The 14,789-nt window shown below is 51.9% G+C and carries 13 protein-coding genes; 3 read left to right on the forward strand and 10 right to left on the reverse strand.

Going from position 1 to position 14,789, the window contains the following annotated elements; genetic code table 11:
- Nucleotides 1-18: 18 nt before the first annotated feature.
- Both HBA55_RS02090 and HBA55_RS02095 read right to left on the reverse strand, forming a co-directional pair.
- Nucleotides 19-882: a fumarylacetoacetate hydrolase family protein gene (locus HBA55_RS02090; RefSeq protein ID WP_166986363.1), complete on the reverse strand. Its 864-nt coding sequence runs from the start codon at nt 880-882 to the stop codon at nt 19-21.
- 77 nt (nt 883-959) lie between these two features.
- Nucleotides 960-1,901, reverse strand: a complete 942-nt coding sequence (locus tag HBA55_RS02095) for a VOC family protein (RefSeq protein ID WP_166986366.1) — start codon at nt 1,899-1,901, stop codon at nt 960-962.
- 400 nt (nt 1,902-2,301) lie between these two features.
- Between HBA55_RS02095 and HBA55_RS02100 the strand changes: the two genes are divergently transcribed.
- Both HBA55_RS02100 and HBA55_RS02105 read left to right on the forward strand, forming a co-directional pair.
- Nucleotides 2,302-5,256, forward strand: a complete 2,955-nt coding sequence (locus HBA55_RS02100; protein WP_166986369.1) for a molybdopterin-dependent oxidoreductase — start codon at nt 2,302-2,304, stop codon at nt 5,254-5,256.
- On the forward strand, nt 5,253-6,149 hold the full coding sequence (locus HBA55_RS02105; RefSeq protein WP_166986372.1) for a 4Fe-4S dicluster domain-containing protein: 897 nt from the start codon (nt 5,253-5,255) through the stop codon (nt 6,147-6,149). The genes HBA55_RS02100 and HBA55_RS02105 overlap by 4 nt, the downstream gene beginning before the upstream one ends.
- 177 nt (nt 6,150-6,326) lie before the next feature.
- On the opposite strand, the gene HBA55_RS02110 is transcribed toward HBA55_RS02105, so the two are convergent.
- The 8 genes from HBA55_RS02110 to HBA55_RS02145 form a co-directional block, all read right to left on the reverse strand.
- Nucleotides 6,327-7,085: a sulfite exporter TauE/SafE family protein gene (locus tag HBA55_RS02110; RefSeq protein ID WP_166986375.1), complete on the reverse strand. Its 759-nt coding sequence runs from the start codon at nt 7,083-7,085 to the stop codon at nt 6,327-6,329.
- Between the two features lie 69 nt (nt 7,086-7,154).
- On the reverse strand, nt 7,155-8,129 hold the full coding sequence (locus HBA55_RS02115) for a TAXI family TRAP transporter solute-binding subunit (protein ID WP_166986378.1): 975 nt from the start codon (nt 8,127-8,129) through the stop codon (nt 7,155-7,157).
- Nucleotides 8,130-8,157: 28 nt separating this feature from the next.
- Nucleotides 8,158-8,610 carry a flavodoxin domain-containing protein gene (locus tag HBA55_RS02120; protein ID WP_166986381.1) on the reverse strand — a complete coding sequence of 151 codons (453 nt, stop codon included), beginning with the start codon at nt 8,608-8,610 and terminating at the stop codon, nt 8,158-8,160.
- A 26-nt stretch (nt 8,611-8,636) separates the two neighbouring features.
- Complete coding sequence (locus tag HBA55_RS02125; RefSeq protein ID WP_166986383.1) at nt 8,637-9,332, reverse strand: dienelactone hydrolase family protein; 696 nt, start codon at nt 9,330-9,332, stop codon at nt 8,637-8,639.
- 20 nt (nt 9,333-9,352) lie between these two features.
- Entirely contained in the window at nt 9,353-10,582 is a 1,230-nt protein-coding gene (locus HBA55_RS02130) for an FAD-dependent oxidoreductase (protein WP_166986386.1), read from the reverse strand.
- A gap of 43 nt (nt 10,583-10,625) precedes the next feature.
- Entirely contained in the window at nt 10,626-11,069 is a 444-nt protein-coding gene (locus tag HBA55_RS02135; RefSeq protein WP_166986389.1) for an anthrone oxygenase family protein, read from the reverse strand.
- A gap of 46 nt (nt 11,070-11,115) precedes the next feature.
- Nucleotides 11,116-11,715 carry a DUF2269 family protein gene (locus HBA55_RS02140; protein ID WP_166986392.1) on the reverse strand — a complete coding sequence of 200 codons (600 nt, stop codon included), beginning with the start codon at nt 11,713-11,715 and terminating at the stop codon, nt 11,116-11,118.
- Between the two features lie 46 nt (nt 11,716-11,761).
- Nucleotides 11,762-12,391, reverse strand: coding sequence for a cytochrome b/b6 domain-containing protein (locus HBA55_RS02145; RefSeq protein ID WP_166986395.1), 630 nt, complete (start codon nt 12,389-12,391; stop codon nt 11,762-11,764).
- Nucleotides 12,392-12,594: 203 nt separating this feature from the next.
- Between HBA55_RS02145 and HBA55_RS02150 the strand changes: the two genes are divergently transcribed.
- On the forward strand, nt 12,595-14,760 hold the full coding sequence (locus tag HBA55_RS02150) for a TonB-dependent receptor (protein WP_166986398.1): 2,166 nt from the start codon (nt 12,595-12,597) through the stop codon (nt 14,758-14,760).
- Nucleotides 14,761-14,789 lie beyond the last annotated feature (29 nt).

Below are 14,789 nucleotides of genomic sequence, written 5' to 3' on the forward strand. Positions count from 1 at the left end.
TCGAACTGAACTGTTGTATCAGCCCTCAGCCACAATGGTATTTTCGATGTAACCTATGTTTTCGACTTCGCAGCGAACCACGTCGCCCACTTTCAAAAATTGAGGAGGTTGCATCGCGACACCAACTCCGGAAGGTGTTCCAGTGGCAATAATATCGCCAGGCTCCAGCGTCATAACGGTAGAGAGATGCTCCACCATCTGGTAGCAATCGTGAATAAGGTCACTGGTATTTGAAGACTGCCGCAATTCGCCGTTGACATAGCACTTGAGGTCTAGCGTGTGCGGGTCTGAAATCTCATCTTTGGTTACCAACCACGGGCCAATAGGTCCATGGGTATCAAAGGATTTACCCATGGTCCAGGTTTGCACACGCAGCTGCCAATCTCTGACGCTGACGTCATTACAAACGGTATAAGCCGCAATAACATCGGCGGCATCTTCAACTTTAACATGTCGGCATCTTTTACCGATCACAAAAGCCAGCTCGACCTCATAATCCAGTTGCTCAGAGACTGTTGGCAACTCAACATCATTGAAGGGACCAGTAATACACGAGACCTGCTTGTTAAACCACAACTGGTGCTCCGGTGGTGTAATACCCTTGGCTTTAGCCTCTTCGGCATGCTTCTGATAGTTCATACCAATCGCCAAAAACTTACGCGGATTGGTGAGCGGTGCTTCCAGCGTAACGTCTTTCAGGCTCAGGGTAATATCCGCTGCTGCCAAGCGCTCATTGATCGCTGCCAGTGTACTTTCACTTTGTAGCAGCTCGATCATGCCACCATCAAAGCCCGGTATCAGCGCCTTGAGATCGACAATGCCATCGTCTTTAACGACACCCATAGCAGTTATGTTATCGCGAGTATATCTAACTAGTTTCATTACAACTCATCCAATTGATTGACGTTGGTCTTTGCGGCCAGGTTAGCCAAAAACAGCATTTTTGTTGCGTGGGAACCCTAAGCCTCACTGGCTTCATAGTTCTTGGTGAAATCGGCAGGCGGATTGGGCCCCCAGGTATGCAGAGAGTCCTCAAGTGGCCAGTTTGTGGCCGTCCAGTTATCGCTGTCGGCGATATAATCGATATCGCAGTAGTACTCCAGGTAGCTGTTCCAGGGATCGCGCACATAGTGGAAGAAGTTGGAGCCGATGGCGTGACGACCAAATCCCCAGCCTTCACTGCCCCACTTTTCCTGCATTCTGGCACCGGCCAGCCCCACTTCGTCGGGTGTCCCCATTTGGAAACTCGCATGATGAAAGCCAATCCCGTCGGACTGTGCCAGCGCGATCACATGGTGATCGCTGCCACCCTGACAGTGGAGAAACGCAACGGCCGATTGACTGCGGTCCGACAGGCGCATACCCAATCCCTGCTCCAGAAACGCAATCGTTTGATCCAGATCGGGAGTGAACATCATCACATGCCCCAAGCGGCGAGGATTGAGAGCGGGGATGGTGGACTTCGGCGGCAATGCTCCCTCATTCACCCGGTTGTAATTCCCCGGCGAGTTGATCTTGAACTCCGGTTCCTCTGGCAGCTCTGCCTCTCTCGCCACCACCACCACATGGAATATCGCCCCGTGAGGGTCGGACAGCCAAACACCGTCATCGGAATAGCCCTCAAGTGGCGACATAATGGTGCCGCCGCACTGCTGTATGTTCTCACAGATTTCTTTCAGCCCCTCTTCGCTTGTACCCATCGCAATATGGTGTAAGCGTTTTGCATTACCCGGAATGATATGCAGACATTCATACTCACGGCCAACGCAGCGAAATGACAAAACAGAATCGCTGCTGGAGATTTCCAAACCAAAATCCGTATAGAAGCTTTGAGCCTCACTCATACGATCTTGTGGGACTTCCAGGGCCACATGTTTTAGGAAGCTTACCGCCATCATCATCTCCTGCTCTTTTTTCCGAAAGAATCTACGCCTTGCTGTAGATCTACGTTAGACCTTCATTGAACTCAGCGCTTATTGCACTTTGAAGCCTGGTTGCCGAATGGCTTTGACTGTCAATCTATAATCCCACAAATGACAGCATGCTGTCAATAAGTGAAATGCTCGAAGTCCTATAAAACACCTTTGGGAACAAGCCACCATCTACTTATTCCAATCGAGACTAACTTTGCCTCGCTAGCAGGCAATATGTTGTTTACATGAGAACGCAACCTCTGAAATGCAAACAACCCAGCCTATTTGACAGCATACTGTCATTGCTGTAGCTTTTGCTTCTGACCTTTTCGCTTCGAAAACCGCATGCGTCACAAAACTCCCAGACAGTAACTCTTAAGGGGAAATGATGAAATTCTCGATACTTCTTTTCGGTATGGTACAAGCGTTGAAGTACACCGCTTGGCGGCATCCTTCATTCAAAGAGCGTCTTCAGCAGAAGAACCTGACGGTGCAAATAAAACTGCAGGACAACTCCAAAGGCCGATACATTGTGATCCTGAACGGGAAAATCACTTCAAATCCAGGGATTCACCCTTCGCCCGACATCACCATGTTCTTCAAAAACCAGCGCATCGCTGAGAAAGTACTAACCCCTCCTATTGACAAGGGCTTACAGGTCCACGCGGCGAAGAACTTTCAGATGGGCGTCATTGGGCCCGACGAACTGGTATGCTGGTTTTTGCAAACCCTGACTATGATGGAAACTGCAAGCTGGCAGTATGGCGAACCAATGGGTAACGGCGAGACCCGTTACGTGAACTGCACCAATGGTGGTCCAGTTCACGTCTACGTCAAAGACGACAAGATAGTGCGCATCACGCCCATTGAGTTCACAGAAAAAGACGCGAAATCTTGGTCCATTGAGGCCCGCGGACAAGCATTCAGGCCACCGCGCCAGACCTCGGCGGCTCCCTACGCCCTGTCCTGGAAGTCTATGATCAATAGCGAGAAGCGCAATCTCTATCCAATGAAGCGAGTGGACTTTGATCCAAACGGAGAGAGGAACCCCCAAAACCGTGGCGAGTCCGGATACGAGCGTATTAGTTGGGACGAAGCGCTCGACATTGTTGCTAGCGAATTCAAACGCGTCAAACGCGAGTTCGGTCCCGGAGCGATCGCCGTTAGCCATGGTTCTCACCACAATTGGGGCAATGTGGGTTACTACCTCAGCGCCCTGATCCGATTTTTTAACGGCGTGGGACACACAAAAGTCGTTCACAACCCGGACAGCTGGGAGGGTTGGTACTGGGGGGCCCAGCACCACTGGGGTCACAGCATGCGCCTCGGCATTGGCGAGCCCTTTGGTCAGGTTGAAGATTGCCTGAAAAATGCCGAATTAATGGTGTTCTGGTCCAGTGATCCCGAAGCCACCAACGGCTGCTACGGCGCCTACGAAGGCACCATTCGGCGGATGTGGGCCAAGGAACTCGGCATCCAGATGGTACACATCGATCCCCATTTAAACCATACCGCCGCCTTCCTTGGCGGCAAGTGGATAGCACCCAAGCCTGGCACCGACCCCGCGATGGCACAAGCGATATGTCATGTCTGGATATCAGAAGGCCTCTACGATAAAGCCTTTGTCGAAAAACGTACCACCGGTTTTAACGAATGGGCGGCACATATTCTCGGTGAGGACGACGGCATCCCTAAAACCCCCGAGTGGCAAGAAAGCGAAACCGGCGTACCGGCGCGCGATGTACGCGCCCTCGCGCGCGAATGGGGCACCAAGCGAACCTATCTGGCGGCGGGAGGTTATGGCAACGGCTTTGGCGGCGCATGCCGCAGCGCCACCGGCTCACAATGGGCGCGCATGATGGTCATCATGATGGCGATGCAGGGCATCGGCAAACCGGGCGTTAATTTCGGCAACTTGCAACAGGGCGCGCCCGTGGACTATACGTTCTGGTTCCCTGGCTACGCTGAAGGTGGTATATCCGGTGATTTGACCAACACCGGTGCAGCTTTGAATACTTACCCTCGCATACCGCACGTAATGTCGATGAATCCCTCCAAGCAAATGATCCCGCGCCTGAAGCTCCCGGATGCGATTCTAAACGGCGAAGCTGAGGGTTATTTTACCGATCCAACCTCCATGAATGGCCAATTCTTGCCCTTCAAATACCCTGCTCCCGGACACGCGGACATTCAGATACTCTACAAATACGGCGGCGCTCAGATCGGAACCATGCCAGACTCCAACCGCTGGATCAAAATGTACCGCTCTGACAAGCTGCCCTTTGTTGTCAGTCAGTCTATTTGGTTTGAGGGCGAAACTCAGTTTGCCGACATTATTTTGCCCGCCTGTACTAACTTCGAGCGTTGGGACATTGGCGAATGGTCCTCCGCGGGCGGGTACGGGCATCAATTCTACTCACAGTTGAATCACCGGGTAATTACCCTGCAACACCCTTGCGTCGAGCCCTTGGGCGAGTCGAAATCTGACTATCAAATCTTTTTTGAACTGTCTCAACGTCTCAATCTTGGGGCCTATTTCTCGGAAGGCTCCACTGAGCTCGATTGGGTAAAACGGATCTTTGATGGCTCCGATCTTTCGGACATGATCTCCTGGAAGGAATTTCTGAAAAAGGGCTACTTTGTTGTACCACCCGATGAGCCTCAAGCACGCGCCCCCACCGCATACCGATGGTTTAACGAGGGTCGAAAGAAGGATGTGCCGGAGCCCCACCCCCTGCCGGGTGATTACGGTGAAGAATTCCTGGATGGCCTGCAAACGCAATCTGGGAAGATCGAGTTTATACCCAACAGTCTTAAAGAGGTCAATGACCCCGAGCGCCCCCCCCTTAACCGCTACACACCGAGCTGGGAAGGAACGCGATCAACGGAATTGAAGAAACGCTTCCCGTTGCAGTTGCTCTCTGCACACTCACGTTACAGCTTTCACACACTGGGTGACGGAAAGGAAAGTGCGATTAACGACATCAGGGACCATCGCGTACAAATCAATGGGCACTACTATTGGGTGATCCGCATCAACGCCCGCGACGCCGCCGAACGTAACATCAAAACCAACGATATTGTCAGGCTGTTCAACGAGCGCGGATCCGTATTGGGTGCGGCCTTTGTCACGCAGCGACTGAAGCCTGGCGTCGTTCATTCCTATGAGTCCTCGGCAGAGTATGAAGCCGTCGGCGAGCCTGGTAAATCTTGCGATCGCGGGGGTTGTGTGAATCTGCTGACAAACAATCGTTCGCAATCGAAACGCGCGAGCTCCATGGCACCAAACGCCTGTCTGATTGAAGTTGAACGATATCACGAAGACTCGGAGGAAGTCGCATGAAAAAGTGGAACATGATTATTGATGTTGCTAAGTGCCACAACTGTAACAATTGTTTTATCAGTACGAAAGACGAGTACTGCGGCAACGATCATCCGGGATATTCCGCCGCGCAACCCGACAAGGGGCATCGCTGGGTAGATATCGAGCGCATAGAGCGCGGACAGGCACCTGTTGTCGAGGCAAACTTCCGCCCGGTAATGTGTAACCATTGCGACAATGCACCTTGCATGGCTGCCAGCGAAAACGGCGCGGTTACCAAGCGCGACGATGGTATCGTACTGATCGACCCTGTCAAAGCCAGGGGGCAGAGACACCTGGTTGACGCGTGCCCCTACAACGCCATTTATTGGAATGAAGAGCAGCAGATCCCTCAGGCTTGGATATTCGATGCACACCTGTTGGATCGGGGCTGGAAGAAAACAAGGCTGGATCAGGTGTGTCCGACCGGCGCGATCAAGACGGTAAAGATCACGGACAATGAGATGAACACCCTCATCAGCGCCGAAAATCTCGCGACCTTAAGGCCCGAACTCGATACCAAACCACGTGTGCACTACAAAAATAACCACTTGTTCGACACCCTATTTATCGCCGGGACTGTGGTCTCGAAGACCGGAGACAACGAGGAATCGGTTGTGGGCGCCAGCGTTGTCGCATTTCTCGACCACACAGTCGTATCAAGTGCAACAACGGACGCGTTTGGAGAGTTTAAACTCGATCGGCTGCCCATGGGGAACACCACCGTCATCATCGCAATCAGTATTGACAGTTCCGAAGTTCACCGTTGTGAAGTGTCAGCGCAGGAGTCCATTTACCTGGGCTGTATCTCTATTGAACAACAGCACCAGACCGCTCACAAAGAAAAAGTGGCCACCATCGAGCTGAGTCAGTGAGGTAACTACCAACATGGCTGAGTAGAACATCTTCCCCCAAGATAAGAAGATAGCCGTCTTAGACGGCTATCTAGCCCCCGCCGATCTCAGTAACACCCTTCTATAAAACATCATACTTGGTCCTATATTCACCCTGTGGTCACAGCCCCCGATCGCGTACCTGCGGAAACCGCAGACCTAAATGACGCTCAATCCAGAAGCAAGCAGTTTGAAGCCCGCCAGCAGTAGGAAGCCATAACAACAACGATAGAATATCTCTTCATCGAGGCGTTGCTGCAGCCAAAAACCGAGCTGCGTGCCGATAACCGCAACCGGTATAAGTAGCGCGGATATCAACAGCGATTGATAGGTAAATAGCCCCATATAGGTGTAGGATAAAGCCTTTAGGATATTGGTCAGTGCGATAAACGCCGATAGGGTCGCAACAAATGCCAACTTTTCCAACCGCTGAGGCAATAGATACATATTCAGGGGAGGACCGCCTGCATGGGCAGTAAAGCTGGTAAACGCCGCCAAAGCCCCCCAGAAATAGGAAGAGAACACGTGATCCCCAGGCGTGGTACCTTGATGGGGTGCTTTCAGTTTTAGGTAGTGATGTATAGTAAAGACTATCGCTAAGGCGCCGATGAGCAACTTCAGCACATTTGGGTTTAAGCTGACCAGACTGAGGCTGCCGATCATCGTGCCAAGTAGCGCTGCAGGGAATATTCTCTTGACGATTTCCCTGTCCCACTTGCCAAAATACCGATGGACATTCACAAAGTCCATGAAGATCAGAACCGGTAACAGGATTGCCAACGCCAAAATCGGCTCTGCGACCAGCGATACAATGGGTACGGCCAGAATAACCAGGCCGCCCCCAAAACCGGACTTGCTAACGCCTGCAATCAATACGGCAAGTGCACTGATCAACAAGAGAGAATTATCAATACCCATGCTCGTCTTCCACTTGCGCGCTCAAAAGCTGTCGATCTGGATGCGCTTTATTGAACAGCGCGTCGGATTTTAGAGGTAACCATAATTCTCATAATGGCGCTTTGCCCCCGGATGCAGCGGTATGGGGGTTTTGGCCATCTTTTTGGGTTCCAGCGGATAACTGAGCGGGCTGCGTTCGGGGGCGATATGCCGAAAGCGAGCCTCTATGGTGCCGCGTGTTTCCGTCAGGCACCATGCCAACAGATGAGCAACATCATCCGGCATATCGTCTCTCACCAACAAAATGAAGTCGGAGAAGTCCAGGGTCGACAACTCACGGTCGAGATCCTTAAAATAGTTCTTTGGCAACAAGCCTCGACGACAGTGATAACTCTCTTCCAGATAGGTAAGAACCGACTCCTCCACCGGCAGATAATGCAAGGGCTGATCTTCAAGCATTTCGTGCCACCAAGGGGTCATGATCGCCTCTTGAACAACTGCATCAACCTCCTTGTTGTGCAACCATGAGAGCACGGAGTCGGGCCTCGCGGCTTGGTAGTAGCGTCCTCCCCAAGATTCCACCTCGCGCTTACCGGCACCGGCCGCATCCATCAGCCGATGACTCAAAAAGCCGATATGATTGGAACCATCGTCTGCAGAGATTGCAACTTTCAGAGCGGGTTTCACTCTGCGCAAATCCTCAAAGGTGCAGATACCCAGCTCTTGCCGTACCGCTATCACCAAGCGGTCGTTCTGCGGCAATACCCCAATTGCTCTCAAGCCGGGGATCGGCTCTCCCAAGAGCAAACCCGTTCCTTCGAGGGCATTGACCGCCAGGCGTGCCGGTGTACTGATGGCAAGATCCATCGCCCCACTGCCAACGGCCCTGGCGGCACTGGCTCCGCCATCGCCATTCCAGACAGCTGTACGCGATTGCGAACCGGTTCGGTCCCCCAACTCTTGCATCAACCAACCCAAAATCATGTGAAAATTGGCCTGCCCCCAGTCACCTTGAAAGTTCAAATGCAGGGAGCGATCAATCTTGGGGCCTTCAACACAAACCATAGTGATTCCTGATTAATTAAAGTGAAACTTAGAGCATTTTTGTCCAGGACACGATCCACTCCAGCGCTTGCTCCTCCGGGTAGTTCCCAGACTGTGCGTCGTGCTCACAGGATTCACCCACCTTCTTGGCACCTAACGCTTGCATCAGTTCATCAAAGCTACGAGGGCCTCGGCAGAACGTTGCCGAATAGTGACTGCTGCCGAAACCCACAACCCCATAGCGCACTGCGGACATGTCGGGGCGTGTCTCACTCAGTTCCGCATACAGTTTTTTGGCGTTGTCCGGAACTTCACCCTTGCCGGTTGTCGATGTACAAACTAAGATCAGCTTGTGTTGGTCGAATATGGATGCATCAACTTCATCCATGCTTTTCAATACAGGGGTGAAGCTCGCTTCTTCGAGGGCGTCAAACAGCTCATCCGCCACCATCGCGGCCGTGCCACTGACGGTACCCACCAATATAGCAATATCGTTGGACATAATTTCCACCTACCTTTCGATCCGCATTATCGCAAGTTCCTTGAAAAGAATTCCGCCGAACGCACATTTGCCAATTTGGCAGCACTTTCAACGTAACCTTGACCACCAACCCGGGCAAACGCATGTCCCGCACCGGCATACGTGTGCAGATCAACCAATGGGTTATCGCCCAACGCTTCGTTGATTTTCGCTTGCGCCTCCGGTTGGCAGAGATGGTCTTCAGCGGGGATATGCAGCATCAACGGGTTCTTGATATTGGGGGCCTGGTCCAAAACCGTTTCGATACCGACGCCGTAGTAACCCACCAAACAATCGGCATCGGAAGCAGTGGCCATATGGTATGCCAGGCGCCCTCCCATGCAATAACCCACAACGCCGACTTTTTCGCAGCGCTCTTTCATAAATGCCAGTGCTGCCATGCTGTCTTGCAGGCCCGTGGCGGGTTGAAACTTGCCAAACAGCTCCATCGCCTTCTCGCGTCCTTCTTCGCTGGCACTGTCAAGCTGTACGCCCGGTTCTATGCGCCAGAACAGGTCGGGTACACACACGCGATACCCCATTTTGGCAAAGCCATCGGCCACATCGCGCATGTTCTGGTTAACACCAAAAACCTCCTGCAACACCACCAATCCGGGGCCGTCTGCGCCTTCCGGCTCGGCGATATAGGCAGAAAATTCACCTGTCCCATCAAATGCACTGATTTTGATCTCTGAGTTAGACATTATTGCCTCCTTTTAACACGTTAAGGCGTTTTGGGTATGAGTGTTCTTAACTTTACGGAGTCGTCCCCAAGGCGCTGAGGATCAATACCAACTGTACCGATTAGGCGCTTGGCGATTGCCATCTCCTTGCCTTGATTGACACAAATGACGCCGACTACTTCTTCCTCCAGCCGTTGGAAAAGCGAAAAGGCACTGCTACCGATTTCTCCTCGAATAACCACCTCATCCCAGGCTTGGGGAGCTCCAGCAATTTGAAGGTTTACGTCGTATTGATCAGACCACACCCAGGGAGCATCAATCGACTTTGTCTCTGCCCCAGACATGGCACTCGCTGCTAACTCGCCCTGGGCCAGAGCATTTTGCCAAGATTCGTGTCGAAACGCGTAATCAAACGCGGGATGATAACGGCATGCAATATCGCCAATGGCAAAAATATCACGATTAGAACTTCGGCACTGTTCATCCACCATCACACCGTTTTCAACCATCAGTCCAGCCTCTTTGGCAAGCGCGACATTGGGTACGATACCGATACCAACGACAATCAGATCCGCGCGGATCTCGCGTCCATCGGCGAGAACCAGATTTTCTGCCAGGTCTGTCCCCTTGATTTCCTCTGGCATAACACCGAGGATGATCTCAACGCCTTCTTGTTGGTGCTTCTCGGTGAAAAAATCTGCTATTTCCGGTGGTACCACCCGCCCCATCAACTGCTGCCCGGCCTCAATCACCGTTACATGACAGTTCAGCTTTCTCGCACTCGCTGCTACCTCGAGACCGATAAATCCACCGCCAATCACAACCACGTGTTTACCGGCATCGAGATATTCGCGGATTTTCTGGCTGTCTTCATAGGTTCGTAGATAACGAACATTCGGCAGATGGGTGCCCGGTATCTCCAGTCTACGAGGAGTCCCACCCGTTGCCAGCAATAACTGATCATACTCAAGCGCTTGGCCGTCGTTTAAAACCACTCGCTTCATGTTTACGTCAATAGCATCTACGCGGCAATCCAGCATTAACTCTATATCCGCCTCACGATAAGTTTCTTCCGGCGCAATCAGTGCGGGCGCCTCTTCGTCCCCGTCGGTCAGGACGTTCTTGGACAAGGGAGGCCTCTCATAGGGTAGGTGAAGTTCCTCCCCGATCAGTATCACTCTGCCTTTAAAGCCATAACGGCGCAGTGATATCGCCGCCTGACCACCCGCCGGACCGGCGCCCACAATCACAAAGGTTCTGCTATTGATCACAATGTCCTCCAAACGACAATCAAGAAATACACATTGCGAGGCTCTAAACCCACTTTTGCCAAATGATGGCGGCAAACGCTGCAATACCAACCAGAGTTCTCACAAGGTGAAGCCAGGTCCAGCGTTGCAAAAGTCCCCTGACCTCGTTCTTTTCATAGCGTGCGGACGGGTCCATCAAACGATGGAGCGTGGGGCCAACAACAAGGACGCTGTATGGGACGATGGCAAACAGCAGTACACAGACAACCAATATCGTCAGGTCAGACATCCCCGCCAGATACCAGTAGCCGCCACTGGACAATACCGCAGACAGGAGAATCAGGGGCAGAGAGTACTCAACATATTTGTGATCAGCCCGAATGTGGGCCAATGCCTCCTTGTCGGAGCAAGCTAATCTCGCAGGGTGCACCACCGTTGATGACAGCAGACAGCCTCCCGCGTACAGACCGGTGGTGAATACCACGATAAAATGCAAAAAAATTGTCATTGTGTTGCCTCGTTTCCCTCATACTCTGTTCATGTTCCGAAAGAAGTTATACCCCAGCCGTAGTAGCTGTATCGGAGTTCCACGGATACTTACTGGGTATATAGACTGAGAAGAACGTTGCCGTGACTATGGCTAGCGTTGAACCATAGAAGAATGTCGTCCAGTCAGTGGGTTTGAGTACAGCCAACGCAATAATCAAGAACAGAATGGGCAAATCCAGGAAGTGAGTGAATGTGGGTAAATGCTGGGCTGTCACCTTTTTCAGTTCCGGTGTAATCTGGCCTGCCTTGAGGGATTGCTCCGTAATACGGCCAACTTTGACAAAATAGACCCTGGTAATACTGTTACCCTCTATAAACTCGAATAGAAACAGAAAGATCATTCCCGCAAGCCAGGGCACCTTGATAAATTCCAGACCACCGTAGAATTCAACGACCAACCACACGCCCGTAACCAGCATCATCAGTGCACCCGGAAACGTCAAGCCGTTATAAAAAAGCGCAATATTCCGAATGGCCTCAGCGAAGGGAATGATGTCGTCGCGCAACTGTCGCGAGCGCAGGTCCGATATCCAGACGCCAATCAATCCGGCGCCCATTAGAACGGCGCCCAATACGTGGAAGAATTTCAGATATTGATAAGCCATAAATTCGTACCCTGGTTGGATGTAACAACTGTCTTCTGTGACACACTCATTCCCGCTGTGCTTCTGTCTTTCCGATCTTTTCGATATCTCTATGGGGCGGAGAAGTCAGTTTGCGACCGGTAATCATTGGCGTGAGTATGTCGTCCTTTAGCATCAAGTGAATAACCACCGAAAGGACATGAGCTGCAATCAAAAGCAATAGCAACCGGTAGTTCACCGCATGAAGATTTCCGAGCCCCTCGGACCAATCGGCAGCGATCCATTCGGCCAAAGGTCCACTCAATGCAATACCATCACTACCAAACAGACCGGATGCAATCTGTACCGATATCACCCCTAAAAGAACGATTACCATCCATCCGGCTAAGGGATTGTGGCCCAGGAAGCGCTGTCTCTTCCCTGTCAACATGTTGGTCACGAATAGCCACACATCGGCGGGTGAGTATAGAAAACTGCTGAACCTGGAATGGTAGCTTCCTCGAAATCCCCAGTAGCTGCGCCATACCACGAGAGCCGTCACAATTTCGCCCAGAAAGATATGCACACTGAGTTTATCTTCGCTATTGAACCCAGTCAGCGACAAAGCTGTAAAGAGTAAAACCAACGACCAGTGGAACGCTCTAGTCTGTCGGTCCCATACCATTGTTTTCGTTCTGAGTTTTTGTTCTGTCATCATTAATGCGTATTCCCGTTTATAGTCCGGAAAGAGCGGAATTCACGAAAGCAGGAGAAATCATCATTTCATATTGACAGCATACTGTCAATAAAAATACCATCGGAACCGCTAGCGGTGGTTAATAAACTGGCACTAGTTCCAAATGGGATAACTACAGACCTTGTTATTCATAACAATTTATTTGATCTCCGAGGAGACACAGTATGCATCGATTTAAACCTCGCACAGGCACGTCTGTCGCCGCAGGCTATCTAGTCTCGATGTCTTTGATCAGCCCAACACTTTGGGCGACAGAGACCGCAACGAGCGACGACGAGTTGGCGTTTCAGATAGAGGAAATTGTGGTCACGGCCAACCGGCGGTCAGAATCCCTGCAAGAAGCCGCGGTTACCGTTTCTGCATTTTCCAGCGCCTCTCTCGATAAAGCCCAGATTGAACGTATCACGGACTTGCAATTCAGCTCTCCAGGGCTGAACATCGACAGTTTCAGCGGCGACACGCAAATCACTATGCGTGGCGTTGGTACCAACGCCTTTGGCATTGGTGTGGACAATAGCGTTGCTGTCTATGTCGATGGCGTTTACATGTCACGCCAGTCGGTCGCGAATCAAGAGTTTATCGACGTTGAACGCATTGAGGTGCTGAAAGGACCCCAGGCAACTTTGTACGGACGTAATGCCACTGGCGGCGCCATCAATATTGTCTCCAAAGCCCCGTCTGAGCAATTGGAAATGGAGATGGATGTACGAGTGGGCAACTACCAGAGCCGTCGCTATCGAGCGGCGATCAGCGGTGCTCTGGGTTCAAAGACGGTACTGGGTCGCATCAGCGTGATCAAATCGGAAAATGATGGCTACAGCGAAAACCTACTTCCGGGTAGTGAAGATTTCGACCGCATTGATAACAACGGCGTCCGTGCGGCGCTGCTAATCACACCAACCGAGGATCTTGACATCACCCTGCGGGCGGACTACTCCGAGCAGGATGGCTCCGGCGTCGCTTATCAGCGTGTTGAGTCCACAGCACTTGCCTTCTCCTTTCCCTTTGGACCCTTCGGTCCCAATGGCACCTATGATTCGAGCCCACGCAGGGCTTATCATAATTTGGAGGACAATCGACCGGCTCGGCAATACGGCTACAACGCCAAAGTGGAATACAATTTTGACTCGGCGACGGTTACCTCCATTAGTGCCTACAATCGCGGCGAAACCGGACCGACGTTTGAAGACCTGGACGACTCCGAAATTGACCTCCTGCACAATAACGGCACCACGTCCACCTCCAGCACCTACTCCCAGGAGATCGTACTCACCTCCGCGCCAGGTGATGGCAGCGACGGAAATTTTGATTGGTTGCTAGGCGCGTTGTACATGAAGGACGATGCCCGCCAGAACGACAGTTATTTCGTCTACGGGCCGCTGCCGACGGAGTCCAAAACACTGGATAACACCGCCTACGCGCTGTTTGGAGAAGCCTCCTATTACCTTTCGGAAAAACTGGTTGCCACACTGGGCCTGCGTTACAGCCACGAAAGCAAGGAAATGCTTGACGTCAACTCTGGCATTGATTACCAGGATGATTGGTCCGATGTTTCTCCCAAGTTGGGTCTAAAGTATATCGTCAGCGACGACATCATGATCTATGCCAACCTCGCCAAGGGCTTCAAAAGCGGCGGTTACAATATACAGGACGCCAGCAACAGCTTTGATCCTGAAGAGCTTTGGAGCCTGGAATCCGGCATCAAATCCACGCTGTACGATGGTCGCGTGCGGTTGAATGCCAGCGCTTTCCTCTATGATTATTCGGACATGCAGGTCAACCAGTCTTACTTGCACCCCTTCTTTGGGCCGACCCTGTTTATTGACAATGCCGGCGAAGCCGAAGTGTTTGGTGCCGAGTTGGAGGTCCTGGGCCAGATCACCGACCGGTTGTCCCTCGGCCTGAATCTGGCCTATCTAAATGCCAAATTCTCCGACGGCATTGAGATTTCCGACCCCGATACCACCCTGCCGGTGGATGTAAGTGGCAATGCACTACCCAAATCTCCCGACTGGAGCGCTTCCCTCAGTGCTCAGTATGCCATCCCGGTTTTCAACCTGGGCGAACTGTCACTGGGCCTCGAGTACTACTACCAGGGCGAGAACTACCACAGTCCGTTTGAGGAGGACCTGATCCGCTCAGACAGCTATGACAACATCAATGCCAACGCCACCTTTACCAGTAACGATGAGCATTGGCATGTATCCGTGTTTGGTCGCAACATCACCGACGAAGAAATCGTCTCTGGCGTAACGGCCGACTCTTTTGGGCTGATCCACACCTACGCGGCTCCTCGAACCTATGGCATCGAAGTGGGTTACAAATATTGAGTCACAGGCCCATATGAAAATCTAAAGCA

It is taken from the genome of Pseudomaricurvus alkylphenolicus (assembly GCF_011683955.1).
GTDB classification, from domain to species: Bacteria; Pseudomonadota; Gammaproteobacteria; order Pseudomonadales; family Cellvibrionaceae; genus Pseudomaricurvus; species Pseudomaricurvus alkylphenolicus.

What these genes read in the sequence shown, in the direction of transcription:
- HBA55_RS02115 (WP_166986378.1), bottom strand. Translation starts at nt 8,129, where the DNA reads ATGGTTTGTGTTGAAGGCCCCAAGATTGATCGCTCCCTGCATTTGAAC.
- HBA55_RS02150 (WP_166986398.1), top strand. Translation starts at nt 12,595, where the DNA reads ATGCATCGATTTAAACCTCGCACAGGCACGTCTGTCGCCGCAGGCTAT.
- HBA55_RS02135 (WP_166986389.1), bottom strand. Translation starts at nt 11,069, where the DNA reads ATGACAATTTTTTTGCATTTTATCGTGGTATTCACCACCGGTCTGTAC.
- HBA55_RS02125 (WP_166986383.1), bottom strand. Translation starts at nt 9,332, where the DNA reads ATGTCTAACTCAGAGATCAAAATCAGTGCATTTGATGGGACAGGTGAA.
- HBA55_RS02145 (WP_166986395.1), bottom strand. Translation starts at nt 12,391, where the DNA reads ATGATGACAGAACAAAAACTCAGAACGAAAACAATGGTATGGGACCGA.
- HBA55_RS02105 (WP_166986372.1), top strand. Translation starts at nt 5,253, where the DNA reads ATGAAAAAGTGGAACATGATTATTGATGTTGCTAAGTGCCACAACTGT.
- HBA55_RS02095 (WP_166986366.1), bottom strand. Translation starts at nt 1,901, where the DNA reads ATGATGATGGCGGTAAGCTTCCTAAAACATGTGGCCCTGGAAGTCCCA.
- HBA55_RS02100 (WP_166986369.1), top strand. Translation starts at nt 2,302, where the DNA reads ATGAAATTCTCGATACTTCTTTTCGGTATGGTACAAGCGTTGAAGTAC.
- HBA55_RS02110 (WP_166986375.1), bottom strand. Translation starts at nt 7,085, where the DNA reads ATGGGTATTGATAATTCTCTCTTGTTGATCAGTGCACTTGCCGTATTG.
- HBA55_RS02090 (WP_166986363.1), bottom strand. Translation starts at nt 882, where the DNA reads ATGAAACTAGTTAGATATACTCGCGATAACATAACTGCTATGGGTGTC.
- HBA55_RS02140 (WP_166986392.1), bottom strand. Translation starts at nt 11,715, where the DNA reads ATGGCTTATCAATATCTGAAATTCTTCCACGTATTGGGCGCCGTTCTA.
- HBA55_RS02120 (WP_166986381.1), bottom strand. Translation starts at nt 8,610, where the DNA reads ATGTCCAACGATATTGCTATATTGGTGGGTACCGTCAGTGGCACGGCC.